General features: G+C 71.4%; 28 protein-coding genes and 1 pseudogene. 14 read left to right on the top strand and 15 right to left on the bottom strand.

Annotated elements, in window-relative coordinates:
* The first annotated feature begins 30 nt into the window (after positions 1-30).
* Positions 31-1,056 carry an alcohol dehydrogenase gene (locus ACIBN2_RS05110; RefSeq protein WP_399132746.1) on the top strand — a complete coding sequence of 342 codons (1,026 nt, stop codon included), beginning with the start codon at positions 31-33 and terminating at the stop codon, positions 1,054-1,056.
* A gap of 19 nt (positions 1,057-1,075) precedes the next feature.
* Here ACIBN2_RS05110 and ACIBN2_RS05115 read toward each other — a convergent pair whose 3' ends face one another.
* On the bottom strand, positions 1,076-1,534 hold the full coding sequence (locus tag ACIBN2_RS05115; RefSeq protein WP_399132747.1) for a pyridoxamine 5'-phosphate oxidase family protein: 459 nt from the start codon (positions 1,532-1,534) through the stop codon (positions 1,076-1,078).
* Positions 1,535-1,728: 194 nt separating this feature from the next.
* Here ACIBN2_RS05115 and ACIBN2_RS05120 point away from each other — a divergent pair, with 194 nt between their 5' ends.
* Positions 1,729-2,115 (top strand): VOC family protein, encoded by a 387-nt coding sequence (locus ACIBN2_RS05120; protein ID WP_399132748.1) that lies wholly within the window; start codon positions 1,729-1,731, stop codon positions 2,113-2,115.
* 72 nt (positions 2,116-2,187) lie between these two features.
* Entirely contained in the window at positions 2,188-3,258 is a 1,071-nt protein-coding gene (locus ACIBN2_RS05125; protein ID WP_399132749.1) for an adenosine deaminase, read from the top strand.
* Here ACIBN2_RS05125 and ACIBN2_RS05130 read toward each other — a convergent pair.
* Positions 3,240-3,755, bottom strand: a complete 516-nt coding sequence (locus ACIBN2_RS05130) for a DinB family protein (RefSeq protein WP_399132750.1) — start codon at positions 3,753-3,755, stop codon at positions 3,240-3,242. The two genes, ACIBN2_RS05125 and ACIBN2_RS05130, sit on opposite strands and share 19 nt — an antisense overlap.
* Before the next feature lie 17 nt (positions 3,756-3,772).
* Positions 3,773-4,666 (bottom strand): LysR substrate-binding domain-containing protein, encoded by an 894-nt coding sequence (locus ACIBN2_RS05135; protein WP_399132751.1) that lies wholly within the window; start codon positions 4,664-4,666, stop codon positions 3,773-3,775.
* Between the two features lie 128 nt (positions 4,667-4,794).
* Here ACIBN2_RS05135 and mgrA point away from each other — a divergent pair, with 128 nt between their 5' ends.
* The gene (gene mgrA, locus ACIBN2_RS05140) at positions 4,795-5,787 is read left to right on the top strand and encodes an L-glyceraldehyde 3-phosphate reductase (RefSeq protein ID WP_399132752.1); all 993 of its coding nucleotides are present in this window, start codon (positions 4,795-4,797) and stop codon (positions 5,785-5,787) included.
* A 53-nt stretch (positions 5,788-5,840) separates the two neighbouring features.
* Here mgrA and ACIBN2_RS05145 read toward each other — a convergent pair whose 3' ends face one another.
* Complete coding sequence (locus tag ACIBN2_RS05145) at positions 5,841-6,830, bottom strand: oxidoreductase (protein WP_399132753.1); 990 nt, start codon at positions 6,828-6,830, stop codon at positions 5,841-5,843.
* 101 nt (positions 6,831-6,931) lie between these two features.
* On the opposite strand from ACIBN2_RS05145, the gene ACIBN2_RS05150 reads away from it, so the two are divergent.
* The gene (locus tag ACIBN2_RS05150) at positions 6,932-7,852 is read left to right on the top strand and encodes an AraC family transcriptional regulator (protein WP_399132754.1); all 921 of its coding nucleotides are present in this window, start codon (positions 6,932-6,934) and stop codon (positions 7,850-7,852) included.
* A 179-nt stretch (positions 7,853-8,031) separates the two neighbouring features.
* Here ACIBN2_RS05150 and ACIBN2_RS05155 read toward each other — a convergent pair whose 3' ends face one another.
* Together ACIBN2_RS05155 and ACIBN2_RS05160 are read right to left on the bottom strand one after the other, a co-directional pair.
* Positions 8,032-8,319, bottom strand: coding sequence for a DUF1905 domain-containing protein (locus ACIBN2_RS05155; RefSeq protein WP_399132755.1), 288 nt, complete (start codon positions 8,317-8,319; stop codon positions 8,032-8,034).
* A 71-nt stretch (positions 8,320-8,390) separates the two neighbouring features.
* Entirely contained in the window at positions 8,391-8,771 is a 381-nt protein-coding gene (locus ACIBN2_RS05160; RefSeq protein ID WP_399132756.1) for a nuclear transport factor 2 family protein, read from the bottom strand.
* Between the two features lie 344 nt (positions 8,772-9,115).
* Here ACIBN2_RS05160 and ACIBN2_RS05165 point away from each other — a divergent pair, with 344 nt between their 5' ends.
* Genes ACIBN2_RS05165 through ACIBN2_RS05180 form a run of 4 tightly spaced genes read left to right on the top strand, consistent with a single transcriptional unit; the run spans position 9,116 to position 13,464 of the window.
* On the top strand, positions 9,116-9,526 hold the full coding sequence (locus ACIBN2_RS05165) for a hypothetical protein (protein ID WP_399132757.1): 411 nt from the start codon (positions 9,116-9,118) through the stop codon (positions 9,524-9,526).
* A 59-nt stretch (positions 9,527-9,585) separates the two neighbouring features.
* Positions 9,586-11,925, top strand: a complete 2,340-nt coding sequence (locus ACIBN2_RS05170) for an FHA domain-containing protein (RefSeq protein ID WP_399132758.1) — start codon at positions 9,586-9,588, stop codon at positions 11,923-11,925.
* Between the two features lie 8 nt (positions 11,926-11,933).
* Positions 11,934-12,482 carry a hypothetical protein gene (locus ACIBN2_RS05175; RefSeq protein ID WP_399132759.1) on the top strand — a complete coding sequence of 183 codons (549 nt, stop codon included), beginning with the start codon at positions 11,934-11,936 and terminating at the stop codon, positions 12,480-12,482.
* A complete protein-coding gene (locus tag ACIBN2_RS05180) occupies positions 12,472-13,464 on the top strand; it encodes a serine/threonine-protein kinase (protein ID WP_399132760.1) in 993 nt (330 codons plus the stop codon). Before ACIBN2_RS05175 ends, ACIBN2_RS05180 begins: the two co-directional genes overlap by 11 nt.
* Positions 13,465-13,477: 13 nt before the next feature.
* Here ACIBN2_RS05180 and ACIBN2_RS05185 read toward each other — a convergent pair whose 3' ends face one another.
* Positions 13,478-14,755, bottom strand: a complete 1,278-nt coding sequence (locus ACIBN2_RS05185) for a streptophobe family protein (RefSeq protein ID WP_399132761.1) — start codon at positions 14,753-14,755, stop codon at positions 13,478-13,480.
* Positions 14,756-14,915: 160 nt separating this feature from the next.
* On the opposite strand from ACIBN2_RS05185, the gene ACIBN2_RS05190 reads away from it, so the two are divergent.
* Together ACIBN2_RS05190 and ACIBN2_RS05195 are read left to right on the top strand one after the other, a co-directional pair.
* Positions 14,916-16,037, top strand: coding sequence for a DUF6777 domain-containing protein (locus ACIBN2_RS05190; RefSeq protein ID WP_399132762.1), 1,122 nt, complete (start codon positions 14,916-14,918; stop codon positions 16,035-16,037).
* A 104-nt stretch (positions 16,038-16,141) separates the two neighbouring features.
* A complete protein-coding gene (locus ACIBN2_RS05195; RefSeq protein WP_399132763.1) occupies positions 16,142-16,597 on the top strand; it encodes an ATP-binding protein in 456 nt (151 codons plus the stop codon).
* A 64-nt stretch (positions 16,598-16,661) separates the two neighbouring features.
* Here the strand turns inward: ACIBN2_RS05195 and ACIBN2_RS05200 are convergent, their stop codons facing one another.
* Complete coding sequence (locus ACIBN2_RS05200) at positions 16,662-17,549, bottom strand: RNA polymerase sigma factor SigF (protein WP_399132764.1); 888 nt, start codon at positions 17,547-17,549, stop codon at positions 16,662-16,664.
* A gap of 233 nt (positions 17,550-17,782) precedes the next feature.
* Here ACIBN2_RS05200 and ACIBN2_RS05205 point away from each other — a divergent pair, with 233 nt between their 5' ends.
* Positions 17,783-18,187 (top strand): helix-turn-helix domain-containing protein, encoded by a 405-nt coding sequence (locus ACIBN2_RS05205; RefSeq protein WP_399132765.1) that lies wholly within the window; start codon positions 17,783-17,785, stop codon positions 18,185-18,187.
* 19 nt (positions 18,188-18,206) lie between these two features.
* Here the strand turns inward: ACIBN2_RS05205 and ACIBN2_RS05210 are convergent, their stop codons facing one another.
* The 3 genes from ACIBN2_RS05210 to ACIBN2_RS05220 form a co-directional block, all read right to left on the bottom strand.
* On the bottom strand, positions 18,207-18,809 hold the full coding sequence (locus tag ACIBN2_RS05210) for a ClpP family protease (RefSeq protein ID WP_399132766.1): 603 nt from the start codon (positions 18,807-18,809) through the stop codon (positions 18,207-18,209).
* A gap of 1 nt (position 18,810) precedes the next feature.
* Positions 18,811-19,449 (bottom strand): ATP-dependent Clp protease proteolytic subunit, encoded by a 639-nt coding sequence (locus ACIBN2_RS05215; protein WP_399132767.1) that lies wholly within the window; start codon positions 19,447-19,449, stop codon positions 18,811-18,813.
* Between the two features lie 138 nt (positions 19,450-19,587).
* Positions 19,588-20,814: an epoxide hydrolase family protein gene (locus ACIBN2_RS05220; protein ID WP_399132768.1), complete on the bottom strand. Its 1,227-nt coding sequence runs from the start codon at positions 20,812-20,814 to the stop codon at positions 19,588-19,590.
* 124 nt (positions 20,815-20,938) lie between these two features.
* Here ACIBN2_RS05220 and ACIBN2_RS05225 point away from each other — a divergent pair, with 124 nt between their 5' ends.
* Positions 20,939-21,421: a VOC family protein gene (locus ACIBN2_RS05225; protein ID WP_399132769.1), complete on the top strand. Its 483-nt coding sequence runs from the start codon at positions 20,939-20,941 to the stop codon at positions 21,419-21,421.
* A 42-nt stretch (positions 21,422-21,463) separates the two neighbouring features.
* On the opposite strand, the gene ACIBN2_RS05230 is transcribed toward ACIBN2_RS05225, so the two are convergent.
* The gene (locus ACIBN2_RS05230; RefSeq protein WP_399132770.1) at positions 21,464-22,378 is read right to left on the bottom strand and encodes an SGNH/GDSL hydrolase family protein; all 915 of its coding nucleotides are present in this window, start codon (positions 22,376-22,378) and stop codon (positions 21,464-21,466) included.
* 82 nt (positions 22,379-22,460) lie between these two features.
* Positions 22,461-22,586: a hypothetical protein gene (locus ACIBN2_RS05235; RefSeq protein WP_399132771.1), complete on the bottom strand. Its 126-nt coding sequence runs from the start codon at positions 22,584-22,586 to the stop codon at positions 22,461-22,463.
* A gap of 74 nt (positions 22,587-22,660) precedes the next feature.
* On the opposite strand from ACIBN2_RS05235, the pseudogene tnpA reads away from it, so the two are divergent.
* Positions 22,661-22,896, top strand: a pseudogene (tnpA, locus tag ACIBN2_RS05240) (IS200/IS605 family transposase); the annotation flags it as partial.
* A gap of 164 nt (positions 22,897-23,060) precedes the next feature.
* Here tnpA and ACIBN2_RS05245 read toward each other — a convergent pair.
* Positions 23,061-23,939, bottom strand: coding sequence for a geranyl diphosphate 2-C-methyltransferase (locus ACIBN2_RS05245; RefSeq protein WP_399132772.1), 879 nt, complete (start codon positions 23,937-23,939; stop codon positions 23,061-23,063).
* A gap of 48 nt (positions 23,940-23,987) precedes the next feature.
* Positions 23,988-25,037, bottom strand: a complete 1,050-nt coding sequence (locus ACIBN2_RS05250) for a family 2 encapsulin nanocompartment cargo protein terpene cyclase (protein WP_399132773.1) — start codon at positions 25,035-25,037, stop codon at positions 23,988-23,990.
* Between the last annotated feature and the right edge of the window lie 11 nt (positions 25,038-25,048).

Raw genomic sequence — 25,048 nt, forward strand, 5'->3', positions numbered from 1 at the left:
GCATCTCGCAATCTTTCCGGGAGAAGGCAGATGAGTACCTATCGAGTCGCCCAGGTCGCCGCCGCCGGCGAACCCTTCCAGATCACCGAGCGTGAAGTACCCCGGCCTGGTCCCCGCCATGTGCGCATCGCCGTGGAGGCGTGCGGGATCTGCCACAGCGACACCATCTTCGTGAACGCCGTGGTGCCGGGGGTCAGCTTCCCGGTCGTGCCCGGGCACGAGAACGCCGGGCGCATCGAGGAACTCGGCGACGGCGCGGGCGACATGGGCTGGCAGGTGGGCGACCGGGTGGCCGTCGGCTGGTTCGGCGGCAGCTGCGGCCACTGCAGGCAGTGCCGGCAGGGCGACTTCATCGTCTGCGCCAACCTGAAGGTGCCCGGCTGGGCCTACGACGGCGGCTACGCGGAATCGATGATCGCGCCGGTCGACGCACTCGCCCGCATCCCCGACGCCCTCTCGGCGACCGACGCGGGACCCATGGCCTGCGCGGGTGTCACCGTCTTCAACGGGCTGCGGCGCAGTTCCGCCCGCCCCGGCGACCTGGTCGCGGTCCTCGGCCTCGGCGGACTCGGCCACCTGGGTGTGCAGTACGCGGTCGCCATGGGCTTCGAGACCGTCGGGATCGCCCGCGGAGCGGACAAGGCGGACTTCGCCAAGCAGCTCGGTGCCCACCACTACGTCGACAGCACCGCCGGCACACCGGTCGCGGAGGCCCTGCAGTCCCTCGGGGGCGCCAAGGCCGTCCTCGCCACCGCCAGCAACTCCGACGCCATCACCGCCACCGTCGACGGGCTGGCACCCCGCGGCGAGCTGGTCGTCATCGGGGCCGACGCCCAGCCCCTGGGGGTCAACCCCAACCAGCTGCTGATGAGCGGCAGGGTGCTGCGCGGCCACCCGTCCGGCACGGCGCAGGACGTGCAGGACACCATGGCCTTCAGTGCCCTGCACGGCATCCGGCCCATGACGGAGACGGTGCCGCTGGACCAGGCCGACGCCGCCTACCAGAAGATGCTCTCCGGCGCCGCCCGCTTCCGGATGGTGCTCACCAACCGCTGACCGGTTCCCGCGCGCGGCCTCACGCCAGCCAGACACCGTCCTTCATCAGGTGCCGCCCGGGCAGTTCGTGCTGCTCGTGCCACGCCTGCACCGCGCGCGGCCGGACCCGGAAGAAGGCGTACGACGGGCTGTCCCGCCGCGGATCCCAGCCCGTCTTGGCGAGGAACGCCTCGGCCGCCGCGGCCGGTACGTCGCGCTGGGCGTAGGTCTCGACGTCACCGTCGACGAGCACCACGTCCCGGGTGTCCCCGAGTGCGAGCCGGGCCCGGCGGCCGTCGCGCAGATTGCGGCCGGTGGGGTTCGTCGCGCGAGTCGCCAGCCACACGGAGTCGTCGTGCCAGACGAACCAGAGCGCGACCAGGCACGGCAGCCCGTCCGCGTCCGCCGAGGCCACCCAGATGTCGATCTCCTCGTCCAGCCGGCGCAGGACGTCCTGCCTGCGACGGCTCGGCTCGCGCGGTGACGTGTCGATCTTCATGGCCGGGACGCTAGCCGGTCGGTGCGGGGCGACGCGTCGGCCCCCGGTCCCGCTCCGGCTCGTGCGCGGGTCCTAGGTCCGGTGACCAGTGGCGTCGGTCCGGGTGACCACTGGCGTCGGTCCGGGTGACGACTGGCGTCGCCAGGGTTTTACGTATAACCTCTCCCGTCAATCGCCCCTCCCGGAAGGTCCCGATGAGACACGTCGCCCTGGTCACCCTCGTCGTCGACGACTACGACGAGGCGATCGGCTTCTACACCGAAGCCCTCGGCTTCCGGCTCGTCGAGGACACCCCGCGCCCCGACGGCTCCCGCTGGGTCGTCGTCGCGCCGGGCGATCAGGGCACCGCGCTGCTGCTCGCCCGTGCCAAGGGCGACGGGCAGCGTGCGAGGGTCGGTGACCAGACCGGCGGGCGCGTCGGATTCTTCCTGCACACCGACGACTTCGCCCGCGACCACGCCCGGATGCTCGCCGCGGGCGTGACCTTCCTGGAGGACCCGCGCCACGAGCCCTACGGCTCGGTCGCCGTCTTCCGGGATCTGTACGGCAACCGTTGGGACCTGCTCCAGCCCGCCGGCTGACCCTCCGCCCGCCGCATCGGCCGGGCTCTCTCCCGCCGCTTGGAACCACCCCGTCAGACGAAAGACCACGCCATGACTGCTACGCGCGTAGACATCGAGGTGCTCCGCCGCCTCCCCAAGGCCGTCCTGCACGACCACCTCGACGGCGGCCTGCGCCCCGCCACCCTGGTGGAGCTCGCGGCCGCCGTCGGCCACACCCTGCCGACGACGGATCCGGACGAGCTGGCCGCCTGGTACTTCGAGGCCGCCAACTCCGGCGACCTGGTGCGCTACATAGGCACCTTCGAGCACACCCTCGCCGTGATGCAGACCCGTGAGGGCCTGCTGCGCACCGCCGAGGAGTACGTGCTCGACCTGGCCGCGGACGGCGTGGTGTACGGCGAGGTGCGCTACGCCCCCGAGCTGATGCTCAAGGGCGGCCTGACCCTGCCGGAGGTCGTCGAAACCGTCCAGGAGGGGCTCGCGGCGGGCATGGCGAAGGCGGCGGCCGCGGGCACACCGGTCCGCGTCGGCACCCTGCTGTGCGGCATGCGGATGTTCGGGCGCACGCGCGAGGCTGCCGGCCTGGCCGTCGCCTTCCGTGACGCCGGAGTCGTCGGCTTCGACATCGCCGGCGCCGAGGACGGCTTCCCGGCCGCCGACCACCTCGACGCCTTCCAGCACCTGCGCGACGAGAGCGTGCCGTTCACCATTCACGCGGGCGAGGCGTACGGCCTGCCCAGCATCCACCAGGCGCTTCAGGTGTGCGGTGCCCAGCGCATCGGTCACGGCGTGCGGATCACCGAGGACATCGTCGACGGCAAGCTCGGGCGGCTCGCGGCCTGGGTGCGGGACCGCCGTGTCGCCCTGGAGATGTGCCCGACCTCCAACCTCCAGACGGGCGCGGCGACTTCGATCGCCGACCACCCGATCACGGAACTGAAGGAGCTCGGCTTCCGGGTCACCCTCAACACCGACAACCGTCTGGTGTCCGGCACGACGATGACGCGTGAGATGTCCCTGCTGGTGGAGCAGGCCGGCTGGACGGTGGAGGACCTGCGCACCGTCACGGTGAACGCCGTCAAGAGCGCGTTCCTCCCGTTCGACGAGCGCAGGGCCCTCCTGGAGGACGTCGTCCTGCCGGGCTACGCGGCCGTGCTCTGAACCAGTCCGCGGACGTAGGCGGCCTGTCCGACGTGCTGGAGATCGTCGGACAGGACGCTGTTCAGCCGTACGCCCAAGGTGACCGGCGGATCCCAGCGCTCGTCGACGACGCGCTCCAGATCCGCGGCGGCCAGACCGCGCAGGGCGCCGAGGGTCTGCTCGTGGACGGCGTCGTAGTAACCGGTCAGCAGGTCGCCCGAGTCGACCTGCACCTTGGAGACCTTGGTGGAGCTGTGCCCGTAGCCGGTGTCCTTGGGCGGCAGGTCGAGGCCGAAGCGCTTGTGCCAGTCCTGGGTGAGCCAGACCTGGTCGAGCCCGAAGGCGCCGGCGATGTGGTCGTCCTGGACGCGGGTCAGGTGCCAGACCAGCCAGGCGACGGAGTTGGCGTCATGGGAGGGCCGGGCGTTGAGGACGTCCGGGCCGAGTCCTTCGACGGTGGCGTGGACCTCTTCCCGGATGCGGCTGTACGCGTCGATGAGGATGTCCTTGGCATGCATGCATCCACCATCGCAAACTACGGCTCCTCGTGCGTGCCCTGTTCCAGAAGCGCCATCAGCGCCCGTGCCGCCGGGCTGGTCGCCTGCTCCGGCGGCAACAGGGCCACCGTCTCGTAGACCGTCTCGCCGGTGCCCTTCACGGGCAGGGCGGTGAGCGCCTCGCGCTTGTGCCGGAAGTGCCGCGGCACGACGGCGACGCCGAGGTTCTCGTCCACCAGGTCCAGCAGGCTGTGCACGTCGTTGACCTCCAGCGCGACGGTGCGCCGTACGCCGGCCGCGGTGAAGGCCGCGTCGGTGGTGCGGCGCGGTCCCCAGTCGGGGTGGAAGTCGACGAACACCTCCCGGCCGAGGTCGTCCGGCGTGACCGCCGCGCCGCCGGTCGCCAAGGGGTGGGTGGGATGGCACAGCACGGTCATCGGCTCGCCGGTCAGCGACACCGAGCGCAGCTGGTCGGTGTCCGCCTGGGTGCGGTAGGCGAAGGCCAGGTCGAGGCGCCCGGCCGCGACCTCCTCCGCCAGTTCGCCCGAGCCCGCCTGCCGCAGCCGTATCTCCACATCCGGGTGGCGCCGCCGGAACGCGGCGAGCAGCCCCGCCACGTGCACCCCCGCGATGCACTGCTCGGTGCCCAGTGAGAGGGTGCCGCGCAGCACGCCCTGCACGGCGGCGACCGCCTCGTGCGCGGACCGCACCTGCGCCAGGATCCGCTCGGCCTCGCTCAGCAGCGCCCGCCCCGCCTCGGTGAGCGTGACCCGGCGGGTGGTGCGGACGAACAGGGGGGTCTGCAACTCCCGCTCCAGCGCCCGGATCGAGGCCGACAGGCCCGACTGGGACACCATCAGCCGTTCCGCTGCCCGGGTGAAGTGCTGGTCCTCGGCGACCGCGACGAAGTGCTGGAGATGGCGGAGTTCCATGATTGAGAAGCCTAACCGCTGAGTTCCATCGCATTCTCCTGTTGGACCACTGGCCGCAGGTCGCGACAGAGTGGATAGCGGCTTTCCCATGAACCGGATATTCGTGTGCCAACACCTCTGGAGTCGCGTTGTACACCGCACACCCCGACCGCTACGCGGACATGCCCTACCGGCGCACCGGACGCAGCGGCCTGAAACTCCCCGCGATCTCGCTCGGCCTCTGGCACAACTTCGGGCCCGACCGCCCGGTGGAGACCCAGCGGGCGATCCTGCGCCGGGCCTTCGACCTCGGCGTCACCCACTTCGACCTGGCCAACAACTACGGCCCGCCGCCCGGCGCCGCCGAGTCCGCCCTCGGCGAGGCGCTCAAGGCGGACTTCACCGCCCACCGCGACGAGCTGATCATCTCCACCAAGGCCGGCTACCTGATGTGGCCCGGCCCGTACGGCGAGTTCGGCTCCCGCAAGTACCTGCTGTCCTCGCTGGACCAGAGCCTGAACCGGATGGGCCTGGACTACGTCGACATCTTCTACTCGCATCGCCCGGACCCGGAGACTCCGCTGGAGGAGACGATGGGTGCCCTGCACTCGGCGGTCCAGCAGGGCAAGGCGCTCTACGTCGGCATCTCCAACTACTCGGCGGAGCAGACCCGCGAGGCCGCCCGCATCCTCGGTGAGCTGGGCACCCCGCTGCTGATCCATCAGCCGCGGTACTCGATGCTCGACCGCCGCCCCGAGGACGAGGGCCTGCTGGACGCCCTGGACGAGCTCCAGGTCGGCTCGATCGTCTTCTCCCCGCTGGAGCAGGGCCTGCTCACGGCCCGCTACCTGGACGGCATCCCGGAGGGCTCGCGGGCGGCGAGCGACAGCCCGTTCCTGAACTCGGACGCGGTCACCGAGGAACTGGTGGGGCGGCTGCGGTCCCTCGACGAGATCGCCAAGGGGCGCGGCCAGACCCTGGCGCAGCTGGCCCTGGCCTGGGTGCTGCGCGGCGGCCGGGTGACCTCCGCGCTGGTCGGTGCGAGCAGCGCGCAGCAGATCGAGGACAGCGTCGCGGCCACCCGCAACCTGGACTTCGACGCGGACGAGCTGGCCCGCATCGACGCGATCGTCAGGCCGTGACCCGCCGCCCGCTCGAGCGCTGATGGGCGTGTGCTGATCCCATGCGCTGACTCCTATGCGCCGATCAGCCGCTCGCTGACGTCCCAGAGGCGCGCCGCCGCCTCTGGGTCCACGGCGTAGGGCAGGACGCCCGGGATTTCGGCGCCGGCCCGCCAGGCGGCCTCGCCCTCGGGGGTCACCAGCGGGCTGATGTCGCTGTTCTCGCAGTACACCCCGCCCAGCCCGGCCAGCTGCGGGCTCGTCGCGCACCAGACTCCGGTGGCGGCTCCCTGCGGCACGGTCTTCATCTGCCGTGCCGCGTCGCGTACCGGCCGGCCCTCGGCGTCCACGGCACCGGCCGCGCGGATCGCCTCGGCCGTCAGGTGCTTGGCGAGACCGGTGTCGATGATGGTGCCCGGGTGCACGGAGAAGGCCCGGACGCCCTCGCCCCGTCCGCGCCGGTCCAGCTCCACGGCGAAGAGCGCGTTGGCCGTCTTCGACTGGCCGTAGGCGACGAACGGTTCGTAGGCCCGGTGCTCGAAGTGCAGATCGTCGAAGTCGACGCCGGCGAAGCGGATGCCCCGCGACGACACCGACACGACCCGGGCGCCGCCGGCCGCGGTCAACGCGGGCCACAGGCGCTTCACCAGCTGGAAGTGGCCCAGATGGTTGGTGGCGAACTGCACCTCGTAGCCGCGCGCGTCCCGGGTGAGCGCCGGGGTCGCCATGATCCCTGCGCTGTCGACCAGGATGTGCAGCGGACGTCCGGAGGCCAGGAACTTCTCCGCGAAGGCGTCGATCGAGGCCGGGTCCAGCAGGTCCAGATGCGCGACCTCGGCCCCGGGCACGTCCTTCAGCGCGGCCCGCGCCCGCTCCTCGTCACGTGCCGGTACGACGACCTCGGCGCCGGCGGAGCGCAGGACGCGGGCCGTCTCCAGGCCGATGCCGGAGTAGCCGCCGGTCACGACGGCCACCTTGCCGGTCAGGTCGACGCCCTTGATCACCTCCTCGGCGGTGGCCGCGGCGCCGAATCCGGAGGGCAGGGGCTGCTGTGCGGTGGTCATGGTGCGTGACTCCTCTGAGTAAGCCGTCCATGCCACCGTAGGCCGCCGTTTCCGTACGATGAATGCTTGAGAATCCGCATTACTTGCGTGATAGTTCGAGCATGTCCGCTGATCCCCTCTCCGACGCCCTGGCCGTGGCCGATGCCCGCAGCGTGTTCTCCGGCGGTTTCACGGCCGGCGGGGCGTGGGCGATCCGGCTGTACGGGCGCGACAAGCTCAAGGTCAACGCCGTGGTGCGGGGCACCTGTCTGCTGGTCCGCGAGGACGGCGGGGAACCGCTGAAGCTGTCCGAGGGGGACGTGGTCGTCTCCGACGGCCGTCAGCCGTACGTGCTGTGCAGCGAACTCGGCGTGGAGCCGCTGAACTCCCGCGATGTCACCGTCGATCCCGCCACGCGTATGGCGCAGCTGGGGGAGGGCGAGGACGTCGTCTGCATCTCCGGGCACATCGACCTCAGCCGGGACAGCGGCGAACTGCTGCGCCGGGCGCTGCCCGAGCTGATCCACATGGGGGCGGACGCGGCCGAGGCGCCGGTGCTTCGCTGGCTGACCGGGCAGCTGGCCGACGAGGTGCGGACGCGCCGGGCCGGCGGGGAGTTCGCCTCGGACCAGCTCGCCCAGCTGATCTTCGTCCAGGTCCTGCGGGTCTGCCTCGCCGGGGCCCGAGTGCTGCCGCCCGGGTGGCTGCGCGCCCTGGCCGACGAACGGCTCGCCCCGGCCCTGCGCCTGATGCACGGCGACCCCGGGCACCCCTGGCAGCTGGAGGAGCTGGCCCGGGCCGCCGCGATGTCCCGCACCACCTTCGCCGTACGGTTCAAGGAGGCGGCCGGGGTGCCGCCGCTGACGTACCTGCTCGACTGGCGCATGAGCCTGGCCGCCCGCGCTCTGAGGCAGGACACGGTCCCGGTCGCGGCGCTCGCCCGCTCCGTCGGCTACACCTCCGAGAGCGCCTTCAGCAACGCCTTCAAACGGGCGGTCGGCGTCGCGCCCCGGCGCTACCGCGAGGCGGCTAGGGGTGTCTGACAATTCCCGCCTGGCCCGCGACGCCTGGCACGCACTCCCCCAGAGGGGGCGCCCCCAGCCGCGTTGCCGAACCGCCCGCGTGACTCCGCCACGACGGCGCTCCGGCGCCTTGCGATCGCACGCACCAGACGCCGCGGGGCCCGCCCTCCGGGCGGACGACGGGAATTGTCAGACATCCCCTAGGGGTTGATGCGCTCCGCCAGACGCACGGTCACCGTGTCGCCCTCGCCCTTGCCGATGGCCTTGCGGAGGTCGGCCCTCACGGGCAGCTTGTGCGTGCCGTCCCCGAGGGCCATGAAGGAGCTGCGGAAGGGGTGCCCGTCGATCGTGCCGCGGACCTTGACCAGTCCGCGGGTGCCGAAGAACGTGACGCTCCTCGGCCAGACGAGATAGGTCCAGCCGCCCTCGTCCGGGCTCTTGATCAGGACGGCGGTGAACTCCACGTCGAGGTGGGCGGTCGTGGTCATGGCGGGTTCCTCCGCTCGCGGTGGCCAGGTACTGAAGAGACCACCGCGGGCGGCGAAACTCATCGCGCGCCTCAGGCACCGGCGGGAACCCGGTCGAGAAAGCCGAGCACGGTCCTGATGCGGCCGTCCTCGTCGAGCGTGATCACGTCGAAGCCGGCCACGGGCGCCGAGCCGTCCTCGGCGACCAGCTCCCAGGAGAAGCGCGCCGTGTCGTGGTGGCCGTCCACGGCGCCGCCCGGCCGGAAGGTGAAACCGGGGAACTGCTCGTGGGCCGCCGTGATCACGGCGGTGATCTGCTCGTGCCCGGCGACGTCGGCGAGCGGGTCGGTATAGCTGCCGTCGGCGGTCCAGGCGGCGGCCACCGCCTTCGCCAGCTCCTCGGGCCCGCCCGCGTTCCAGGCCTCGAAGTAACGGGCGACGGCGTTCTCGTAACGATCGGTGTTCACGGACATGGCGGATCAGCCTCCATCGAGACGGTCGTTGCTGGTCAGGATCCGGATTCGCGCTCCGGCGACCCGGTACGGCAACCATGCCCGCGGCGCCGCGCGCCGTCGATTACTCCTCGGGTAATGGAGGCGCTCGCAGGATTTCGGCCAACTGCCCCTGTGAATATGCCAGGAGAGTGGCCGGAAAGTCGTGGTGACTCTGTTTCAGCAGTGAACATACTCAACAGTCGAGGGACTTCACGGCGAGCGAAGAAGCGATCACGCACAGCACATGATCGCGCGAAAACTGCACATGAGTCGCACCGAAAGCGAGGACGGCCGACAGTCGAACGAGCAACGGGGGAGCGGACGTGCACGACGAGTTCTTATGCCACGTGACGGCGTACGGCACCTGCGCAGGCCAGCGGATCGGCGTGCCGCTCGGGTCCTACCGGGCCCCCACCCTCGCCCTCGCCCTGTGGTGGCTGCGCGACCGTGCGAACTGGATCGCCGACCGTCTGGACCCCCGGCCCGAGGCCGAGCACTTCCCGCCGAGCGCACTCGTCCCCGTCGCCGGCACCGTGCCCGACGTGCCGGCCGTACTGCGGTCATGGTGCGGCGACGACGGCCAACAGGAGCTGGTGGCCGAGCAGTTGGCCGCAGGGCGACTGGTGCGGATCGCCACGAACGACGACACCACCGAGTACGAGCTGCTGGCGGAGTCCGTCGACGCCCTCCGGATGCAGCGCACCATCCCGGCACTCTTCCTGCCGGTCGGCTGACCGTCGGCGGCGACCGCCGCGCCGGGCGCGGATGAGGACGAATCGGTAGAATCCTGCTCATGGCAGAGCGGCCCGGCGCGCCGACTGCGCCCGAACTCGTCCTGGAGACCGAGGCGGGCTCCACCGTGATGAGCCCCGCCCATGACTACCACGTCGGACGCGACCCCCTGAGCGACATCGTCATCGACGACGTACGGGTCTCGTGGCACCACGCGGTGCTGCGCCCCGACACCGACCACTGGACCCTCGAGGACGAGGACAGCACCAACGGCACCTTCGCCGACGGCCGCCGCATCCACGCGTGGGACGTGGGCCCCGGCAGCGTGATCCGCTTCGGCAACCCCGCCGACGGCCCGTGCGCGGTGCTGACCAGTCCCGTGGTCAAGCCCGCCGAGCGCCCGTCGGCGGTCTCCATGCCCGGCCTGACCGCCACCTACCGCCGGCCCACCAGCGTCCGCCCGCTGCCCAGCCGCACCGTCCGCATCGGCCGCGCCGCCGACAACGACCTCGTCATCGACGACCTGAGCGTCTCGCGCCGGCACGCCGAGCTGCGCGCCCTGCCCGACGGGACCTACGAGATCGCCGACCTGGGCAGCCACAACGGCACGTTCCTCAACGGCTCGCCCGTCAGCGCCGCTCCCATGGGCCCGGGCGACATCGTCGGCATCGGTCACTCGGCGTTCTGCCTCGTCGGCGACCAGCTCCAGGAGTACGTCGACACCGGCGAGGTCTCCCTCGACGTCCAGGACCTCGCGGTCACAGTGGACCGCGGCCGCAAGACCCTGCTCGACCACGTGTCGTTCCCGGTGGGGGAGAAGTGCCTGCTCGCCGTCGTCGGTCCGAGCGGCGCCGGCAAGTCCACGCTGCTGAACGCCCTCACCGGCCAGCGGCCCGCCGACCACGGCACGGTGCTCTACGACGGCCGCGACCTCTACCGCGACTACGCGGAGCTGCGCCAGCGCATCGGACTCGTCCCCCAGGACGACATCCTGCACGCCCAGCTGACCGTCCGCAGCGCCCTGTCCTACGCCGCCGAACTGCGCTTTCCGCAGGACACCGCGAAGGCAGAGCGCCGGGCCCGGGTCGAGGAGGTCATCCGCGAACTGGGCCTGGAGCAGCGGGCCGGCCAGCACGTGCACAGCCTCTCCGGCGGGCAGCGCAAACGGGTCAGCGTGGCCCTGGAGCTGCTGACCAAACCCTCCCTGCTCTTCCTCGACGAGCCGACCTCGGGCCTGGACCCCGGCATGGACCGCTCGGTGATGCACATGCTGCGCGGCCTCGCCGACGACGGCCGTACCGTCGTCGTGGTCACCCACAGCGTCCTGAGCCTCGACGTGTGCGACCGGCTCCTGGTGCTCGCACCCGGCGGCACCATCGCCTACTACGGCCCGCCCGGCGAAGCCCTCGCCTTCTTCGGCTTCGAGCAGTGGCCGGAGGCGTTCGAGGCCTTCGAACGGGACCGCGACCGCGACTGGGCGGGCGACTTCCGCCACTCGCCCTCCCACCGGCGCTACGTCACCGACGCGACGGCGCAGCCCCGCGTGCTCAGCTCCGGCCCGGTCGCCGTCGCCCCGCTGCCCCGCCCGCGCAGCCGCGGCGCGCAACTCGGCACACTGGTGCGCCGCTACACCGCGGCCCTCGGCGCCGACCGCACCTTCCTCGCCATCATGATCGCCCTGCCGTTCGTGATGGGCGCCATGGCCCGCGCCCTGGCCGGCAGCAGACTGACCCAGGCGACCGCGATGAACGCCCTGCTCATCCTGTGCGTCGGCGGAGTCCTCACCGGCGCGGCCAACGCCGTGCGCGAACTCGTCAAGGAACGCACCATCTACCAGCGCGAGCGGGCCGTGGGGCTGTCCAGATCGGCGTATCTGATGTCGAAGGTCGTCGTCCTGGGCACGATCACCGTCCTCCAGGCCGTGGTGCTCACGCTGGTCGCCCTCCTCGGTGTCGACCTCAACGCACCGGGCGGCGAAGGCGTGTTGATGCCGCCCCTTGCCGAAATCACCGTCGCCGTGGCCCTGCTGGCCTTCACCGCGATGATGCTCGGCCTGCTCGTCTCCGCGCTCGTGCGCAAGGAAGAGGTGACGATGCCACTGCTCGTGCTGCTGGCCATCGTCCAAGTCGTCTTCTGCGGGGCCCTGCTGAAGCTCCACGGCGTGCCGGGTCTGGAGCAGCTGTCGTGGCTGGTGCCCTCGCGGTGGGCGCTCGGCGCCATGGCGGGCACGGTCGGACTGGCCCGGATCGTGCCGGGCGACCTGACCGGCGATCCGCTGTTCAGGCACTCGGCCGGGGTGTGGCTGCTGAACATCGCCATGCTGGTGGTGCTCTCGGTGCTCTTCGGGTTCCTGGTCTCCCGGCTGCTGCGCCGGCACGAACCCGTCGTGATGCGGAAGTAGGCCCAGCGATGACGAACCCCGGCTTCCGGCCAACCCACGTCGTCCCGCAGCACGGCATGCCCGCGTGGGAGGCCCCCGACCCCGGCCGCCCCACGGTCCCGCTCGATCCGCTGCTGCCCGTCCAGCTCGCCGAGCGGCGCGGCGACTGGGCGCACGTGGTGTGCTCCAACGGCTGGTCGGCGTGGGTCGACGGCCGCCATCTGGTCGCCGTGCCCCAGGACCCGCCCGCCACCGGTGGGCCCCAGGCGCGCACCGCCGATCCGCGCCCCCTGCTGGCCCGCACCGAACAGAACCTGGCGCGCTACCGGGCCGCCGTCGAGGAACGCGCACACGGTGGCCTCGACGGCGAGTCCTTCCGCGGCCGTACGCGGGGACTGCGCGTCGGGATCGTCGTCGACGGCGAGAACGTCTGGCTCTACGACACCGAACAGGGCCGATGGGTCTTCGGCGACGGGACGCGCGTGAGCACCTACGCCACCGACGACGACCAACCGGGCGCGGCAGCCCCCGACGGCGGCCACGCTCCCACCCAGGTCGTGACGCCCGATGGCCCCTGACGCGAGCGTCTTCGCGGGCCGCCCCTCCGACCTGATCGGCCGGCAGGTGGCGGGCTACCGCATCGAGCGCGAGATCGGGCGCGGCGGCATGGCCGTCGTCTACCGCGCCCGCGACCTGCGCCTGGAGCGGACGGTCGCCCTCAAGCTGCTCGCCCCCGAACTCGCCCGCAACGACACCTTCCGGCTCCGCTTCACCCACGAGTCCCGGGCGGCCGCCGCCATCGACCACCCGCACATCGTGCCGGTCTTCGAGGCGGGCGAGACGGACGGCATCCTCTACATCGCCATGCGCTACGTCGAGGGCAGCGACCTGCGTCATCTCCTCGACCGGCGCGGCCCGCTCGATCCCGAGGCCGCGCTGCGCATCGCCGCGCAGATCGCCTCCGCGCTCGACGCGGCCCATGAGCACGGGCTGGTCCACCGGGACGTGAAACCCGGCAACATCCTGGTGGCCCGCGGCACCGACAGCGACCACCCCGAGCACGCCTACCTCACCGACTTCGGCCTGACGAAGAAGTCGCTGTCGCTGACCGGGTTCACGTCCGTCGGCCAGTTCGTCGGCACCCTCGACTACGTGGCCCCGGAGCAGATCTCCGGGCGGCCCGTCGACGGACGCTGCGACGTCTACGGCTTCGGCTGCGTCGTCTACGAGTCACTGGCCGGCCGCCCGCCCTTCCGGCGCGACGACGACATGGCCCTGCTCTGGGCCCATCAGTACGACCAGCCGCCCCCGCTGACGAAGTTCCGCCCCGACCTCGTCCCCGCGGCCGACGCCGTGTTCACCAGGGCCCTGGCCAAGAGCCCCGAGGAGCGCCACGAGTCCTGCCGTGCTTTCGTCACCGCCCTGCGCACCGCCATGACGGGCACCCCGCCGATCGACCACCCTCCGACGGAGGTGGACCTGCGGCTGCCGCGATCGAGCGAGGACGGGCCCGAACCGCCGCCGCGCTGGGCCGAGCCGGTCTTCCGGAACCGGCTCTAGCAGGCCGGCGCCCTCACGCGTCGTCCGCCTTCCCGGCCTCGCCCCGCCGCCGTACCGGTCTCGCCAGCAGCGCGCCCAGGAAGCCGGTCACCAGGCCCCACAGCAGGGCGAATCCCAGCGCGGACCACATCCGGGGCTTCAGGAACAGCTCACCGCCCAGGCCACCGCCCAGGTCCCCGACACCGAGCAGCGACAGGCCGTAGTGGGCGGAGATCCGGCCCACCAGGCAGATCATGAGGACGGTCAGCGCGAGGGCGACCGCCATGTGCACGGCGTGCTGCCAGGGCCGTATGCGGGCGGGGGAGCGGGCCGCCATCGAGAACGCCGAGGCCAGCACCAGCACCGCGTCGGCCACCAGGAGCCACCACACCCGGCCGTCGTAGTGGGCCAGGGTGTGCAGATTGAGCGTGGAGACGTCCTTGGTCCGCAGCACCTCGTCGAGGACGTGCGGCATGGGCAGCCCGAACGGGCCGTGCACCCGGCCGGTCCAGGTGGCACCCAGGCCGAGGGTGAGCGCGAGCCAGGCCACGTTCGGCAGGCCCAGAAGGATCACCGCGAAGGTCTCCGCGGCATGCCCGCGGGTCGCCGCGACGACCAGAGCGATCACGACGCCCACGGCGACGAACGCGAGCAGCAGCGCGACCATGGCGTACGCGGCCGGCCGCACCGACTCCTGGAAACGCAGCAGCCGCCCCGGCAAGGGCGCCGCGGGGGACACCAGCAGGGCCAGTACCAGCACACCGGCCAGCCACAGGACACCGAAGAGCACGGTCAGGGGCACGTCGGTGGTGAACCCCACCCGCGGAGACAGGCCGAACACGTCGCCGAGGTCGCTGAGGACCCCGCTGCCCAGGGACACCGCGAAGGTCTGACGGGCGGCGAAGGCCATGCCCAGCAGCGCGAGCACCCACAGCACCGCGATCCGGGCGGCCCAGCCGGCGAGTTCCGGGGCGCCGGCCACCGCCCGGTGCCGCAGTGGGCGCAGGAAGCCCGCCGCGAGGACGAGCGCTCCCGCCAGCGTGACCGACAGCGGCATCACCGTGACCCCGGCCGCGGACTCGGCCAGCGCACCCGCGTTCCCGGACAGCTCGACCGTGCCGCCGACGGCCATGACCACCGTCGCCGTGACGACCCGGGGGAACGCGCCGTCCGGCAGACCTCCCGCTCCGGCGGCCAGCAGCCCCAAGGCGGCGATGCCCCACATGGCGACCAGCGCGGCCAGCACCGCGGCGAGGGCCTGCGGCCAGCCATGACGGGCGACGTCCGGGGCGGAGGGGGTTCGCGGGCTCACGCTCGCCACGCTAAGCAGCGCCCGCGTGCCCCGCCCGCCGGGAGGTCCGTCCGCGTCGGCTTGCGAGCGGCAAGGGGCCGCGACACACAATGGGTACGGAAGCCAGGAAAGCGGCATATTTCGGTCCACGCCGCATGAAAGCCGTGTCGGGAGAGAGCTCGTGAGCGTCGAACCGCCGTCCTCCGGCCGCCCCACAGGACCACCGTCCGGCCCGCTCTCGGGCCCGTCCGAACCGCCGTCGGGCCCGCCCTCGCAGCCTCCGGACAGCGACAGTGGCAGCACGCCCCCGCCCCCACCCCGCCGCCCCTGGTGGAAGTCCGCGCCCCGCCTCGCGGTGCTCGCCACCGTCGTGGTCGCCGCCGTGGTCCTGGCCGTGGTGTTCACCCGGTCCGACGGCTCCGGGCAGGGCGGGGAGCTCTTCCTCCAGGCCGCGGCCAAGACCGGCCCCGAGCCATTCACGCAGTCCACCGCCGAGCACAGCTCCGCCCCGCCCGTCTCCGCCTCTCCGGCCACGGGCTCGGCGCCCGCGAACGCGGTACGGCAGGTCGACGGCGGAGCGCCCGGACTGTACGGCGGCACCCGCAACCTCTCCAGCTGCGACGTCGAGCAACAGATCAAGGCACTGGGAGCAGATTCGGCGAAGAACAAGGCGTTCGCCTCGGTCGAGGCCGTCGCCCCGGCCGAAGTCCCCTCCTACCTGCGCGCCCTCACCCCCGTACAGCTGCGCATGGACACACGCGTCACCAATCACGGCTACCGCAACGGGGCCGCCACCGGCTACCAGGCTGTCCTCCAGTCGGGCACGGCGGTCCTCGTCGACGGCCGCGGCGTGCCCCGCGTTCGCTGCGCCTGCGGCAACCCGCTGACCCCGCCTGTCGCCCTGAAGACCACGCCGAACCTCACGGGCGACACCTGGCCGTCGTACCACCCCTCGAACGTGGTCGTGGTCACCCCGGCCCCGCAGATCATCGACATCTTCGTCCTCTACGACCCCGGCCACGGCGAGTGGATCGCCCGGCACCGGGGTGATACAGGCCACCACGACCACCGGACCCAGCCGCCCGCGAAGCCCTCTCCGTCGGTGAGCGCGTCCACGCCGACGGCGTCCTCGCCCGGATGCGGCTCCTCGCCGGGCACGGGCAACGGCACGACTCCCTGTCCGCCGACGTCGACCGCCCCGTCCGAGTCCTCCTCGGCACCGCGTTCCGAGCCGCCTTCCTCCGCGCCCATCACGAGCCCTTCGGACACTCCCGCAACCTCTGCCGCATCACCGGCGTCCTGAGCGCAAGGGGACACAACGGCCGGAAGGGGGACTGCGGGACGCGCCTCGGGGTACGAGCATGTTGCAGCAGCGTCCGGCCTGGCCGGCTTCCGAGAGAGACATGCATGATCGAGCACGTGGGCGGGGCAGTGATACCGACTGGTTTCGACGTGCCCGTCGAGCCGCTACGGCGGGCGGCGCACTACACCGGCGAGCAGGGATGCATCGCCGAGGCGCGCTCCTTCACCGCGCACTTCGTGGACCAGCTCAGGACCGAGTGGTGCGCCAGGATCGAGGACCGTGCCGTCGAGGAGGTGCTGCTGGTCGTGAGCGAGCTGGTCACCAACGCCGACCGGCACAGCAACGGCCCGTACATCCTCGAGCTCGAGGGCACGGACATGTCGGTGAGCATTTGGGTCTACGACAGCAGTGCGGCTCTTCCGCGCCGCTTCCCGCGCGACCCCGAGCGCGTCGGCCGGCACGGACTGGAGATCGTCCACGCCCTGGCCGAACGCGTCACCGTGGAACGGGTTCCGGTGGGCAAGCGGGTCTGCGCGGTCGTCAAGCTGATCCGCGGGTGACCGCCGAAGCTGTCTGCGCCTCCGACTCCGGCGGTCACGTCCGCGAGTGCCTGCCCTTCGGCCCTCAGGCGCAGCCGAGCTCGCCCAGCATCCCCTCGCGCAGCCGCGTGATGATCCGCTTGATGAGCCGGGACACATGCATCTGTGAGCAGCCGAGATGTTCGCCGATCTCCGCCTGTGTGGCCTCCTCCACGAACCGCATGTGGAGGATCTGCCGGTCCCGCTCGCCGAGTTCGGCCATGAGCGGGGCGAGTGACTGGAAGTCCTCGACGAGCCGCAGCCCCTCCTCCTCCACGCCGATGAAGTCGGCGAGTACCGCCTCGCCGTTCTCGGGGCCGTCGCCGGTGAGTGCGGCGTCCAGGGACGAGGAGTTGTAGCCGTTGGAGGCGATCTGCGCCTCGACGACCTCGTTCTCCGGGATGTTCATCAAGGTCGCGAGCTCGGGGACGGTGGGGTCACGGTCCAGCCGGCTGGCCAGCTCCTCGCGCGCCTTGGCCAGTTCCACCCGCAGCTCCTGGAGCCGGCGCGGCACGTGCACCGCCCAGGTGGTGTCGCGGAAGAAGCGCTTGATCTCGCCGACGATGTACGGCAGCGCGAAGGAGGTGAACTCGACCTCGCGGGACAGCTCGAACCGGTCGATCGCCTTGATCAGGCCGATCATGCCCGTCTGGACGATGTCCTCCATGTCGTCGCCGCGCCCCCGGAAGCGTCCGGCGGCGAAGCGCACCAGCGACATGTTCATTTCAATGAGGGTGTTGCGCGCGTACTGGTACTCGTGCGTGCCCTCTTCGAGTTCCGTCAGGCGCTGGAAGAACTGCCGGGAGAGCGCCCGCGCGTCACGCGGCGCCACGGCCCTCGGCTCCTCGATACCCGGCAGCGGCCCATCACCCGTGCTGGTCCTGGCGGCCCCCACGACCACCTGTGCGTGCGACCGTTCCACGGCGGTGTCCATTCCCTCTCCCACGAAGTCACGGTGTCGACGTCTGCCCACAACCAGTGTCTCAGCATCTGAGCATTTGATGCTTCGTCGGAGCGGGTACCCGGCATCCGCCGGAGCATGCCTCGCAGATCGCGGCGGCGCAAATCGAACGGCGGAAACGGCGGGCCGGCTCCGCCCTGCGTGATTCCACCCAGGGCGGAATGCCGATCTCTTCCCATCGGGGCGACGGAATCTAGGGTGGGAAGGTGAGCAGCCAAGCGCCGAACGAAGCCCGGGTCATCGAGCTGCGCCCCTCGCAGGGCGCGCGCCCCGCCGCCCCTCCTCCCGCACACCGGCAGCCCAGGGAGCCCCTCTGGCGCGACCTGGTCGGCGACGTCCTGCGGCGCGAACGCCTCGCCCAGGAGCGCACCCTGAAGGACGTGGCGGACGAGGCCCGGATCTCCATGCCGTACCTCTCCGAGGTGGAACGGGGCCGCAAGGAGGCCTCGTCGGAGGTCCTCGCGGCCGCCGCCCACGCCCTGGGCCTCGGCCTGGGCGACCTGCTGTCCCGGGCCCAGGGCGAACTCGTCCGGATCGCCGGCCACCACCGGCCCGAGCGCAGCCGGACCACGTCCGCCGCACCGCACAACGGCCTCTGCCTGGCGGCATGACGGTGCCCCCGCGGGTGCCTCAGACCGCCACCAGGCGGCGGCTCACCACCTGGTCCGCCAGGCCGTAGGTCACCGCCTCCTGCGCGGTGAAGACCTTGTCGCGGTCCATGTCCGCGCGCAGGGTCGCGATGTCGTGGTGCGTGTGGCGGGAGAGGACCTCCTCGACCTGGGAGCGGATCCGGACCATCTCCTTGGCCTGGAGGGTGAGATCGGAGACCGTGCCCTGCCGGCCGCCGCTGGCCGGCTGGCCGAGCAGGACGCGGGCGTGCTCCAGCACGAACCGCCGTCCCGGATCGCCGCCGGCCAGCAGTACGGCCGCCGTGGAGGCCGCCTGGCCCACGCAGAACGTCGAGATCGGCGCCTGCACGAACGCCATCGTGTCGTAGATCGCCATCAGTGAGGTGAACGATCCGCCGGGGGAGTTGATGTAGATCGCGATCTCGTTCTCGGGGGCCGCCGACTCCAGATGGAGGAGCTGCGCGATGACGACGTTGGCGACACCGTCGTCGATCTCGGTGCCGAGGAAGATGATCCGCTCGGACAGCAGCCGGCTGAAGACGTCCGAGGAGCGCTCCCCGTGCGCGGTCCGCTCCGTGACGTACGGAATCGTGTAGTTCCCCATGTCAGAGCCCCATCCGTCGCTTGGAGGCGGTCGGGCGGACGTCCGCGAGGGAGTCCACGACCTGGTCCACCATGCCGTACTCCTTGGCCTCCTCGGCCGTGAACCAGCGGTCGCGGTCCCCGTCGCGCGAGATGGTCTCCGGGCTCTGGCCGGTGTGCTCGGCGGTGATCTGCTCGATGGTCCGCTTGGTGTGCTCCAGGTTCTCCGCCTGGATCTCGATGTCCGCGGTGGTGCCGCCGATCCCCGCCGACGGCTGGTGCATCATGATCCGCGCGTTCGGCAGGGCGTAGCGCTTGCCCGCCGCGCCGACGCTCAGCAGGAACTGGCCCATGCTCGCCGCGAAGCCCATCGCCAGCGTCGAGACGTCGTTGGGGATGAGCCGCATCGTGTCGTAGATCGCCAGGCCCGCGTGCACCGAACCGCCGGGGCTGTTGACGTACAGGCTGATGTCGGTGCGCGGGTCCTCCGCGGACAGCAGGAGCAGCTGTGCGCAGACCCGGTTCGCGGACACCTCGTCGACCTGGGTGCCGAGGAACACGATGCGCTGGCCGAGGAGTTGGGCCGCGAGATGGTCGTCGAAGCGGCTGGGCGCGGTGTCACCCTCCTCGGCGCGGGGCGAGAAGGCGGTGAGTGGAGTCATGGTCTCTCCTGTCGAGCGTCGGGCGGTGTTGCCGTCGACTCCACTCTTGGCCCGCCCGCGCCCGCCGATGCGGTTTCTCTGCCCGCGGCAGATTCGCCACGGGCAGAGCCCCGCCGTCGTCCTCGCGCGGAGCCGGTGTCAGCCCTTCTCGCGCAGCTGCCGGAAGAACGCCCGCACGTCGCCGACCAGCAGATCCGGCTCCTCCATCGCCGCGAAGTGCCCGCCGCGGTCGAACTCCGTCCACCGCACCAGGTTCTCGGTCCGCTCCGCCTTGTGCCGCAGCGGGAGCTGCGGCTCGGCCGGGAAGACGGCGAGCGCGGTGGGCGCGGCCGACGGCTCGTTGGGCAGAGCCTGGCGGCCCGCGGCATGCGCACGCTCGTAATAGATGAGGGCAGCGGAACCGGCCGTCCCGGTCAGCCAGTACAGCATCACGTTGGTGAGCATCCGGTCCCGGTCGACGGCGTCCTCCGGCAGCAGCCCCGAGTCCGTCCACTCCTGGAACTTCTCGACGATCCAGGCGAGTTGGCCCACGGGCGAGTCGGTCAGCGCGTACGCCAGCGTCTGCGGCCGGGTGGACTGCAGGATCGCGTAGCCGGTGCCCTCCCGCGACCACTCGCTCCACCGCCGCCACGACAGCAGCGCCCGCTCCTGCTCCTCCGTGCCGAGCTCGTCCAGCTCCTCCGGCGTCGGCTCGGTGAGCTGCTGTCCGCCCGGCAGCAGATTGAGATGGACGCCGATCACGCGGTCGGGATGCGCCCGCCCCAGCTCGCGGGAGATCGCCGCACCCCAGTCGCCGCCCTGCGCTCCGAACCGCTCGTAGCCGAGCCGCCGCATCAGCTCGGCCCAGGCGTCGGCGACCCGGCCCGCCTCCCAGCCGGTGTCCGCCGCAGGCCCGGACAGCCCGAACCCGGGGATGCTCGGTACGACGAGGTGGAAGGCGTCGGCCGGGTCGCCGCCGTGCGCCGCGGGGTGGGTGAGCGGCCCGATCACGTCCAGGAACTCCACGATCGAACCGGGCCAGCCGTGCGTGATGATCAGCGGGGTGGCGTCGGGCTCGGGGGAGCGGATGTGGGCGAAGTGGATGTTCGAGCCGTCGATGGTGGTGGTGAACTGCGGCAGCCGGTTGAGCTCCGCCTCGGCGGACCGCCAGTCGTAGGAGTGACGCCAGTACGTGACGAGTTCACGCAGATAGTCGCCGGGCACACCGTACGACCACCCCGTGCCGGGCAACTCGTCGGGCAGGCGGGTGCGGTCGAGGCGGTGGTGAAGGTCGTCGAGGGTGCTCTGCGGGATGTCGAGGCGGAAGGGCCGGATGCCGGCGGAGGGCTCTGCGTTCTCTGCTGTGTCGGCAGGCGAAGACGTCATGTGCGGAGCGTAGTTCCGGTAGGTGCCACGGCCATCCGCATTAACCGGACGTCCCACCGATGAGTTCCGTGGCAAGGATCAGTCGGTACAGGTGACCGCGTTCGGCGCCCCAGGAGGAGAACACATGACCACCGACGGATTCACCACGTGTCTCTGGTTCGACGGCCAGGCCGAGGAGGCCGCCCACTTCTACGTCTCGGTCTTCAAGAACTCCAGCATCGGCAGGGTGTCCCACTACACCGAGGGCGCCATGCAGCCGGCCGGCACGGTGCTGACCGTCGAGTTCACCGTCAACGGCCACAGGTTCGTCGCCCTGAACGGCGGCCCCCAGTTCAAGTTCACCGAGGCGATCTCCTTCCAGATGTTCTGCCAGAACCAGGAGGAGATCGACTACTACTGGGCCAAGCTCACGGAGGGCGGCGGCGAGCCCGGCCCCTGCGGCTGGCTCAAGGACCGCTACGGCGTGTCCTGGCAGGTCATCCCGGAGCGCCTCGACGAGATGATCAGCGACCCCGACACGGCGAAGTCGGCGCGCGCGATGCAGGCGATGCTCTCCATGGGCAAGCTCGACATCGCCGCCCTGGAGAAGGCTTACACGGGCGAGTGACGCCCTGCCCCCACCTCCGGGGCGTCGCCGACGGGAACCGGCTCATCGCGCGCGAACTCGTTCCGCGATCGTCTCCGTGATCGCGCGGGCGATCCGCTCGATGCCGGGGGAGCGCGCCGGGCACGGCTTCGGCGTGGGAGTCGTGGGCGCCAGGCAGAAGTGCAGGTAGTCCTTGCCGAAGTGGAGTGCGGTGCGGTCGCGGCCCGGATCGGTGCAGTAGCCGGCGTGTTCGTGCTCGTAGGCGGTGCACGGCAGGTCCTGGCTCCAGGTGTAGCGGGCCCCGGCGGGGCTCACCGTGGCGCCCGCGTCGGAGACGATGTCGCCCGAGGCGGCGGCCTGTCGCTCGTACATCTCGTTCACGCGCCGGACCCGGTCGGGCGTGATCGGGTCCGGTCCCTGGAGCACCCACACGATCTTCGGACGCCGGCTGCCGCCCGCGTCGGCGATCTGCTCGGTGAGCCTGCGCAGGTCGGCGCGGTAGCGCGTGAAGTACCGCTGCTGCGAGGCGTTGTAGGTGATCCCGTCCATGCACCAGGTGTAGCCCCACGCGTTGCCCCAGAACTGGAGCACCACGTAGTCCGGGTGCCGGGCGCGCACCAGCGCGGCGGCCTTGTCCGCGTCCGGCACGAGGGAACGCTTCCCGGTGCCTTCGAGGTAGTCGCACAGAGTGGTTCCCGAGTAGGGGGCGCTCGTGTACGTCGCCGCCAGGTGCGTGCGGAGCTGGTCTCCGAGGACGTTCTGCGCCTCCATCGCCAGCGAGTCCCCGAGATACAGCACCCGGGGCTTCACCGCCGGCACACCGGGGGAGGCGGGGGCCCGCTGGTGGGTCGTCGTGGCCGACACCTGAGGCAGCGCGGGGGAGGGCGGCGCCTCCTCCGGCCCGGACGACGGGTCGTCGCAGGCGCCCAGCAGCAGCACACCGGCCAGCAGCGACCCCACGATCCACGGCTTCCGCATACGGCGACTCCTGCACCGGCGACCGAAAACGGCTCACCAGGCAAGCACAGGTGAGCCCAACGCGGAAGACACAGAAGTGAGTTCAGGACTTGTCCAGCCGCTCCAGGAGCTCCAGCAGATCCGTCAGGGGCAGCGGTTTGGCCAGAAGGGCGTCGAACCCGGCCGCCCGGGCCAGGGCGCGGTCGGTGCCCTGGATGAACCCCGACACGGCGATCAGCCGCAGCGTGTCACCCTCCGGCCGGGCACGGATCGCACGCGCGACCGCGTACCCGTCGATGTCCGGAGGACCACGTACACCTGCACGTGCACTGCCCGCCGAAGGTCCAGCTTTCCAAGCTGGTCAACTCCCTCAGGGGCGTCTCCGCCCGACTGCTCCGCAAGGAGTACGACACGTACCTGCGCCGGTACCTGTGGGGCGGACGCTTCTGGTCCGGCTCCTACTTAGCCGGCTCATGCGGCGGGGCCCCCTGACCGTCGTGAAGCAGTACATCGACAACCAGAAGCGCCCCGTGGGCTGAGGCCAGCAGCGCGGACCCGAAAGGCCCACGGTCCAAGGGGGAGCCGCCAGGGGGAGTTCCGGCACGGGCTCGTGCGATGCGGGGATGCCACATCCATCGCGCAAGCCCGTGCCGGAACGCGCTTCACCTGGACGCGTAGGCGCCTCCGGTGTGATCCCGGTGGATCAGATCCGGTCGGCGACGATCAGCAGGTACTGGAAGCTGCCGTTCTTGTACGCCGTGAGGAACGTGTCCTCGATGCCCGTGACCAGATGCTCGGCCTGCCGGCGCAGCTCCCAGTAGGGGATGGCTTCGGCGGTGAGGTCCTGGACGTGGACGGGGACGAGGCGGTTGCGGGCCATCGCCCGGAAGTACTCCGAGCGCGGATGGATGTCGCAGATGTAGTGGGCGTTGATGAGGGACACCTCGCGGGACGCCCGGCCGTAGGCGTCGTTGTAGCAGCCGGTGATCACCGCGTAGCGTCCGCCGCGGCGCAGCAGCCGGGCGTGCTCGGCGAACAGCAGCTCCAGCTCGACGTACATGGTCGACTCGTTGTTCCACGAGGCGGCGTAGGCGCCTGTCTCGAAGCCGGTGTCGAGCATGTTGCGGTGGTGGTAGCGCACCTGGCCGTCGATGCCCCGCTTGCGGGCCTGCTCGTTGGCGAACGCGGCCTGCTTGGCCGAGATGGTCACGCCGTCCGCCTGGCAGCCGTGGCGCAGATGGGCCACGACGCTGCCGCCGCCGCGCCCGCAGCCGGCGTCGAAGACGCGGTCGGCGGGGGAGAGCGGACCGAGCCGGTCGGCGAGAAGCTCGGCCTGGGCGTGTTCCAGGCGGTGCAGTTCGGTGGTGATCCGCTCCCGCCGCCGTACGGGGTCGGCCTCGTCGAGCACGGAGCGGTCGGCGTCGCCGATGCCGTAGTGGTGGTGGTAGAGGTCGTCGAGCCTGCCGAGCTCGAGGTTGACCGGATTCTCCTCGGCGTTCCAGTAGTCGGCGACGCGGTTCTGGTACCTGGACTGGGTCGGCACCGGTGCCGCCGTGGTGTCGGCGTCGGGGGCGATGGTCAACAGATGACTCCTCGTTGTGCGTCTGACATGACGTCAGCAGTGCGGCTATTACCAGTAGTTGGGCAGGGAGTAGCGGTGGGTGTTGGTGGCGTGCCACTCGTGGTTGCCGGCCACCCAGTCGGACAGGCCCTGGGCGTAGCGCTCCACGAGCGGTGAGGTGGCGGAGAGGAGGGCGGACTCCTCCTCGAAGGCCTCCATGATCTCGTTGTGGATGTCGACGGCCTTCAGATAGGCGGCCTTCAACCCGCACCGCTCGTTGGCGGCGACGACCTGCGGCAGGTTGAGATGGGTGGGGTCGCTGGCCAGCTCCTTGGTGAAGGAGTACAGGTCGTTGACGATGGTGGTGGCGTTGCAGGCGAGGGCGGTGATGCGCTGGATCTCCGGACGGGCGTAGACCGGCTCGGGCAGTTCGTAGCCGTCCACGGCGTCGACGATCGACAGACAGGGGCGGAAGTTGTTGAACTGCCGCATCACCAGGTACTCCCACACCTGCGGCACATGCCGGGTCTCCGCCCAGGCCGCCTCGGCGAGATAGCCGAGGTGCAGCCGCGCGATGTCGTGCACGAAGCGGTCGGTCTGGCTGGGCGTGGCGACGGCGCCGTAGTCCTTGAGCGCCCAGTGGTACGAGCGCAGCGGACCGTCGGCCTGCACGCCCTGTGCCCACTGCTCCTGCAGCAGCGGCGTGCCGTGGAACGGGTCGAGTGCCGACTGGGCCAGGATCAGCCGGCCGCCGAGGCCGCTGCGGGCGCCGCCCCGGCCCTCGTCCTCCTCGCAGTAGCAGCTGTCGACCAGGTTCTCGGCCAGCAGCAGCTTGCCCGCGGCGGTCAGCCGCTCCATGTCGGCCGCCCCGGGATGCTGCAGTACGACGGCCCGGCCGAACTGGAAGCCCGAGAAGTCCCCCGACCACGCCTTCGGGAAGAGGTCCAGGCCGTGGGCCCAGGCCTCCAGCCTGTGGTCGACCTCCTCGGCCCTGGCCGGGTCGGCGGGGGCGACTGCCCGGTACCGCAGGCCGGGGATCGCCCCGGTGCGGCGTGCGCGCACGGTCCGGGCCAGGTTGGGCGGTCCCGGCAGCGAGGTCGGGTAAGCGGGCGTACTCATTGCGTGCTCCA

The organism is Streptomyces sp. NPDC050534, from assembly GCF_044457745.1.
Lineage (GTDB): Bacteria > Actinomycetota > Actinomycetes > Streptomycetales > Streptomycetaceae > Streptomyces.

What these genes read in the sequence shown, in the direction of transcription:
- ACIBN2_RS05110 (WP_399132746.1), top strand. Translation starts at nt 31, where the DNA reads ATGAGTACCTATCGAGTCGCCCAGGTCGCCGCCGCCGGCGAACCCTTC.
- ACIBN2_RS05115 (WP_399132747.1), bottom strand. Translation starts at nt 1,534, where the DNA reads ATGAAGATCGACACGTCACCGCGCGAGCCGAGCCGTCGCAGGCAGGAC.
- ACIBN2_RS05120 (WP_399132748.1), top strand. Translation starts at nt 1,729, where the DNA reads ATGAGACACGTCGCCCTGGTCACCCTCGTCGTCGACGACTACGACGAG.
- ACIBN2_RS05125 (WP_399132749.1), top strand. Translation starts at nt 2,188, where the DNA reads ATGACTGCTACGCGCGTAGACATCGAGGTGCTCCGCCGCCTCCCCAAG.
- ACIBN2_RS05130 (WP_399132750.1), bottom strand. Translation starts at nt 3,755, where the DNA reads ATGCATGCCAAGGACATCCTCATCGACGCGTACAGCCGCATCCGGGAA.
- ACIBN2_RS05135 (WP_399132751.1), bottom strand. Translation starts at nt 4,666, where the DNA reads ATGGAACTCCGCCATCTCCAGCACTTCGTCGCGGTCGCCGAGGACCAG.
- ACIBN2_RS05145 (WP_399132753.1), bottom strand. Translation starts at nt 6,830, where the DNA reads ATGACCACCGCACAGCAGCCCCTGCCCTCCGGATTCGGCGCCGCGGCC.
- ACIBN2_RS05150 (WP_399132754.1), top strand. Translation starts at nt 6,932, where the DNA reads ATGTCCGCTGATCCCCTCTCCGACGCCCTGGCCGTGGCCGATGCCCGC.
- ACIBN2_RS05155 (WP_399132755.1), bottom strand. Translation starts at nt 8,319, where the DNA reads ATGACCACGACCGCCCACCTCGACGTGGAGTTCACCGCCGTCCTGATC.
- ACIBN2_RS05160 (WP_399132756.1), bottom strand. Translation starts at nt 8,771, where the DNA reads ATGTCCGTGAACACCGATCGTTACGAGAACGCCGTCGCCCGTTACTTC.
- ACIBN2_RS05170 (WP_399132758.1), top strand. Translation starts at nt 9,586, where the DNA reads ATGGCAGAGCGGCCCGGCGCGCCGACTGCGCCCGAACTCGTCCTGGAG.
- ACIBN2_RS05175 (WP_399132759.1), top strand. Translation starts at nt 11,934, where the DNA reads ATGACGAACCCCGGCTTCCGGCCAACCCACGTCGTCCCGCAGCACGGC.
- ACIBN2_RS05180 (WP_399132760.1), top strand. Translation starts at nt 12,472, where the DNA reads ATGGCCCCTGACGCGAGCGTCTTCGCGGGCCGCCCCTCCGACCTGATC.
- ACIBN2_RS05195 (WP_399132763.1), top strand. Translation starts at nt 16,142, where the DNA reads ATGATCGAGCACGTGGGCGGGGCAGTGATACCGACTGGTTTCGACGTG.
- ACIBN2_RS05200 (WP_399132764.1), bottom strand. Translation starts at nt 17,549, where the DNA reads ATGGACACCGCCGTGGAACGGTCGCACGCACAGGTGGTCGTGGGGGCC.
- ACIBN2_RS05210 (WP_399132766.1), bottom strand. Translation starts at nt 18,809, where the DNA reads ATGGGGAACTACACGATTCCGTACGTCACGGAGCGGACCGCGCACGGG.
- ACIBN2_RS05215 (WP_399132767.1), bottom strand. Translation starts at nt 19,449, where the DNA reads ATGACTCCACTCACCGCCTTCTCGCCCCGCGCCGAGGAGGGTGACACC.
- ACIBN2_RS05220 (WP_399132768.1), bottom strand. Translation starts at nt 20,814, where the DNA reads ATGACGTCTTCGCCTGCCGACACAGCAGAGAACGCAGAGCCCTCCGCC.
- ACIBN2_RS05225 (WP_399132769.1), top strand. Translation starts at nt 20,939, where the DNA reads ATGACCACCGACGGATTCACCACGTGTCTCTGGTTCGACGGCCAGGCC.
- ACIBN2_RS05230 (WP_399132770.1), bottom strand. Translation starts at nt 22,378, where the DNA reads ATGCGGAAGCCGTGGATCGTGGGGTCGCTGCTGGCCGGTGTGCTGCTG.
- ACIBN2_RS05250 (WP_399132773.1), bottom strand. Translation starts at nt 25,037, where the DNA reads ATGAGTACGCCCGCTTACCCGACCTCGCTGCCGGGACCGCCCAACCTG.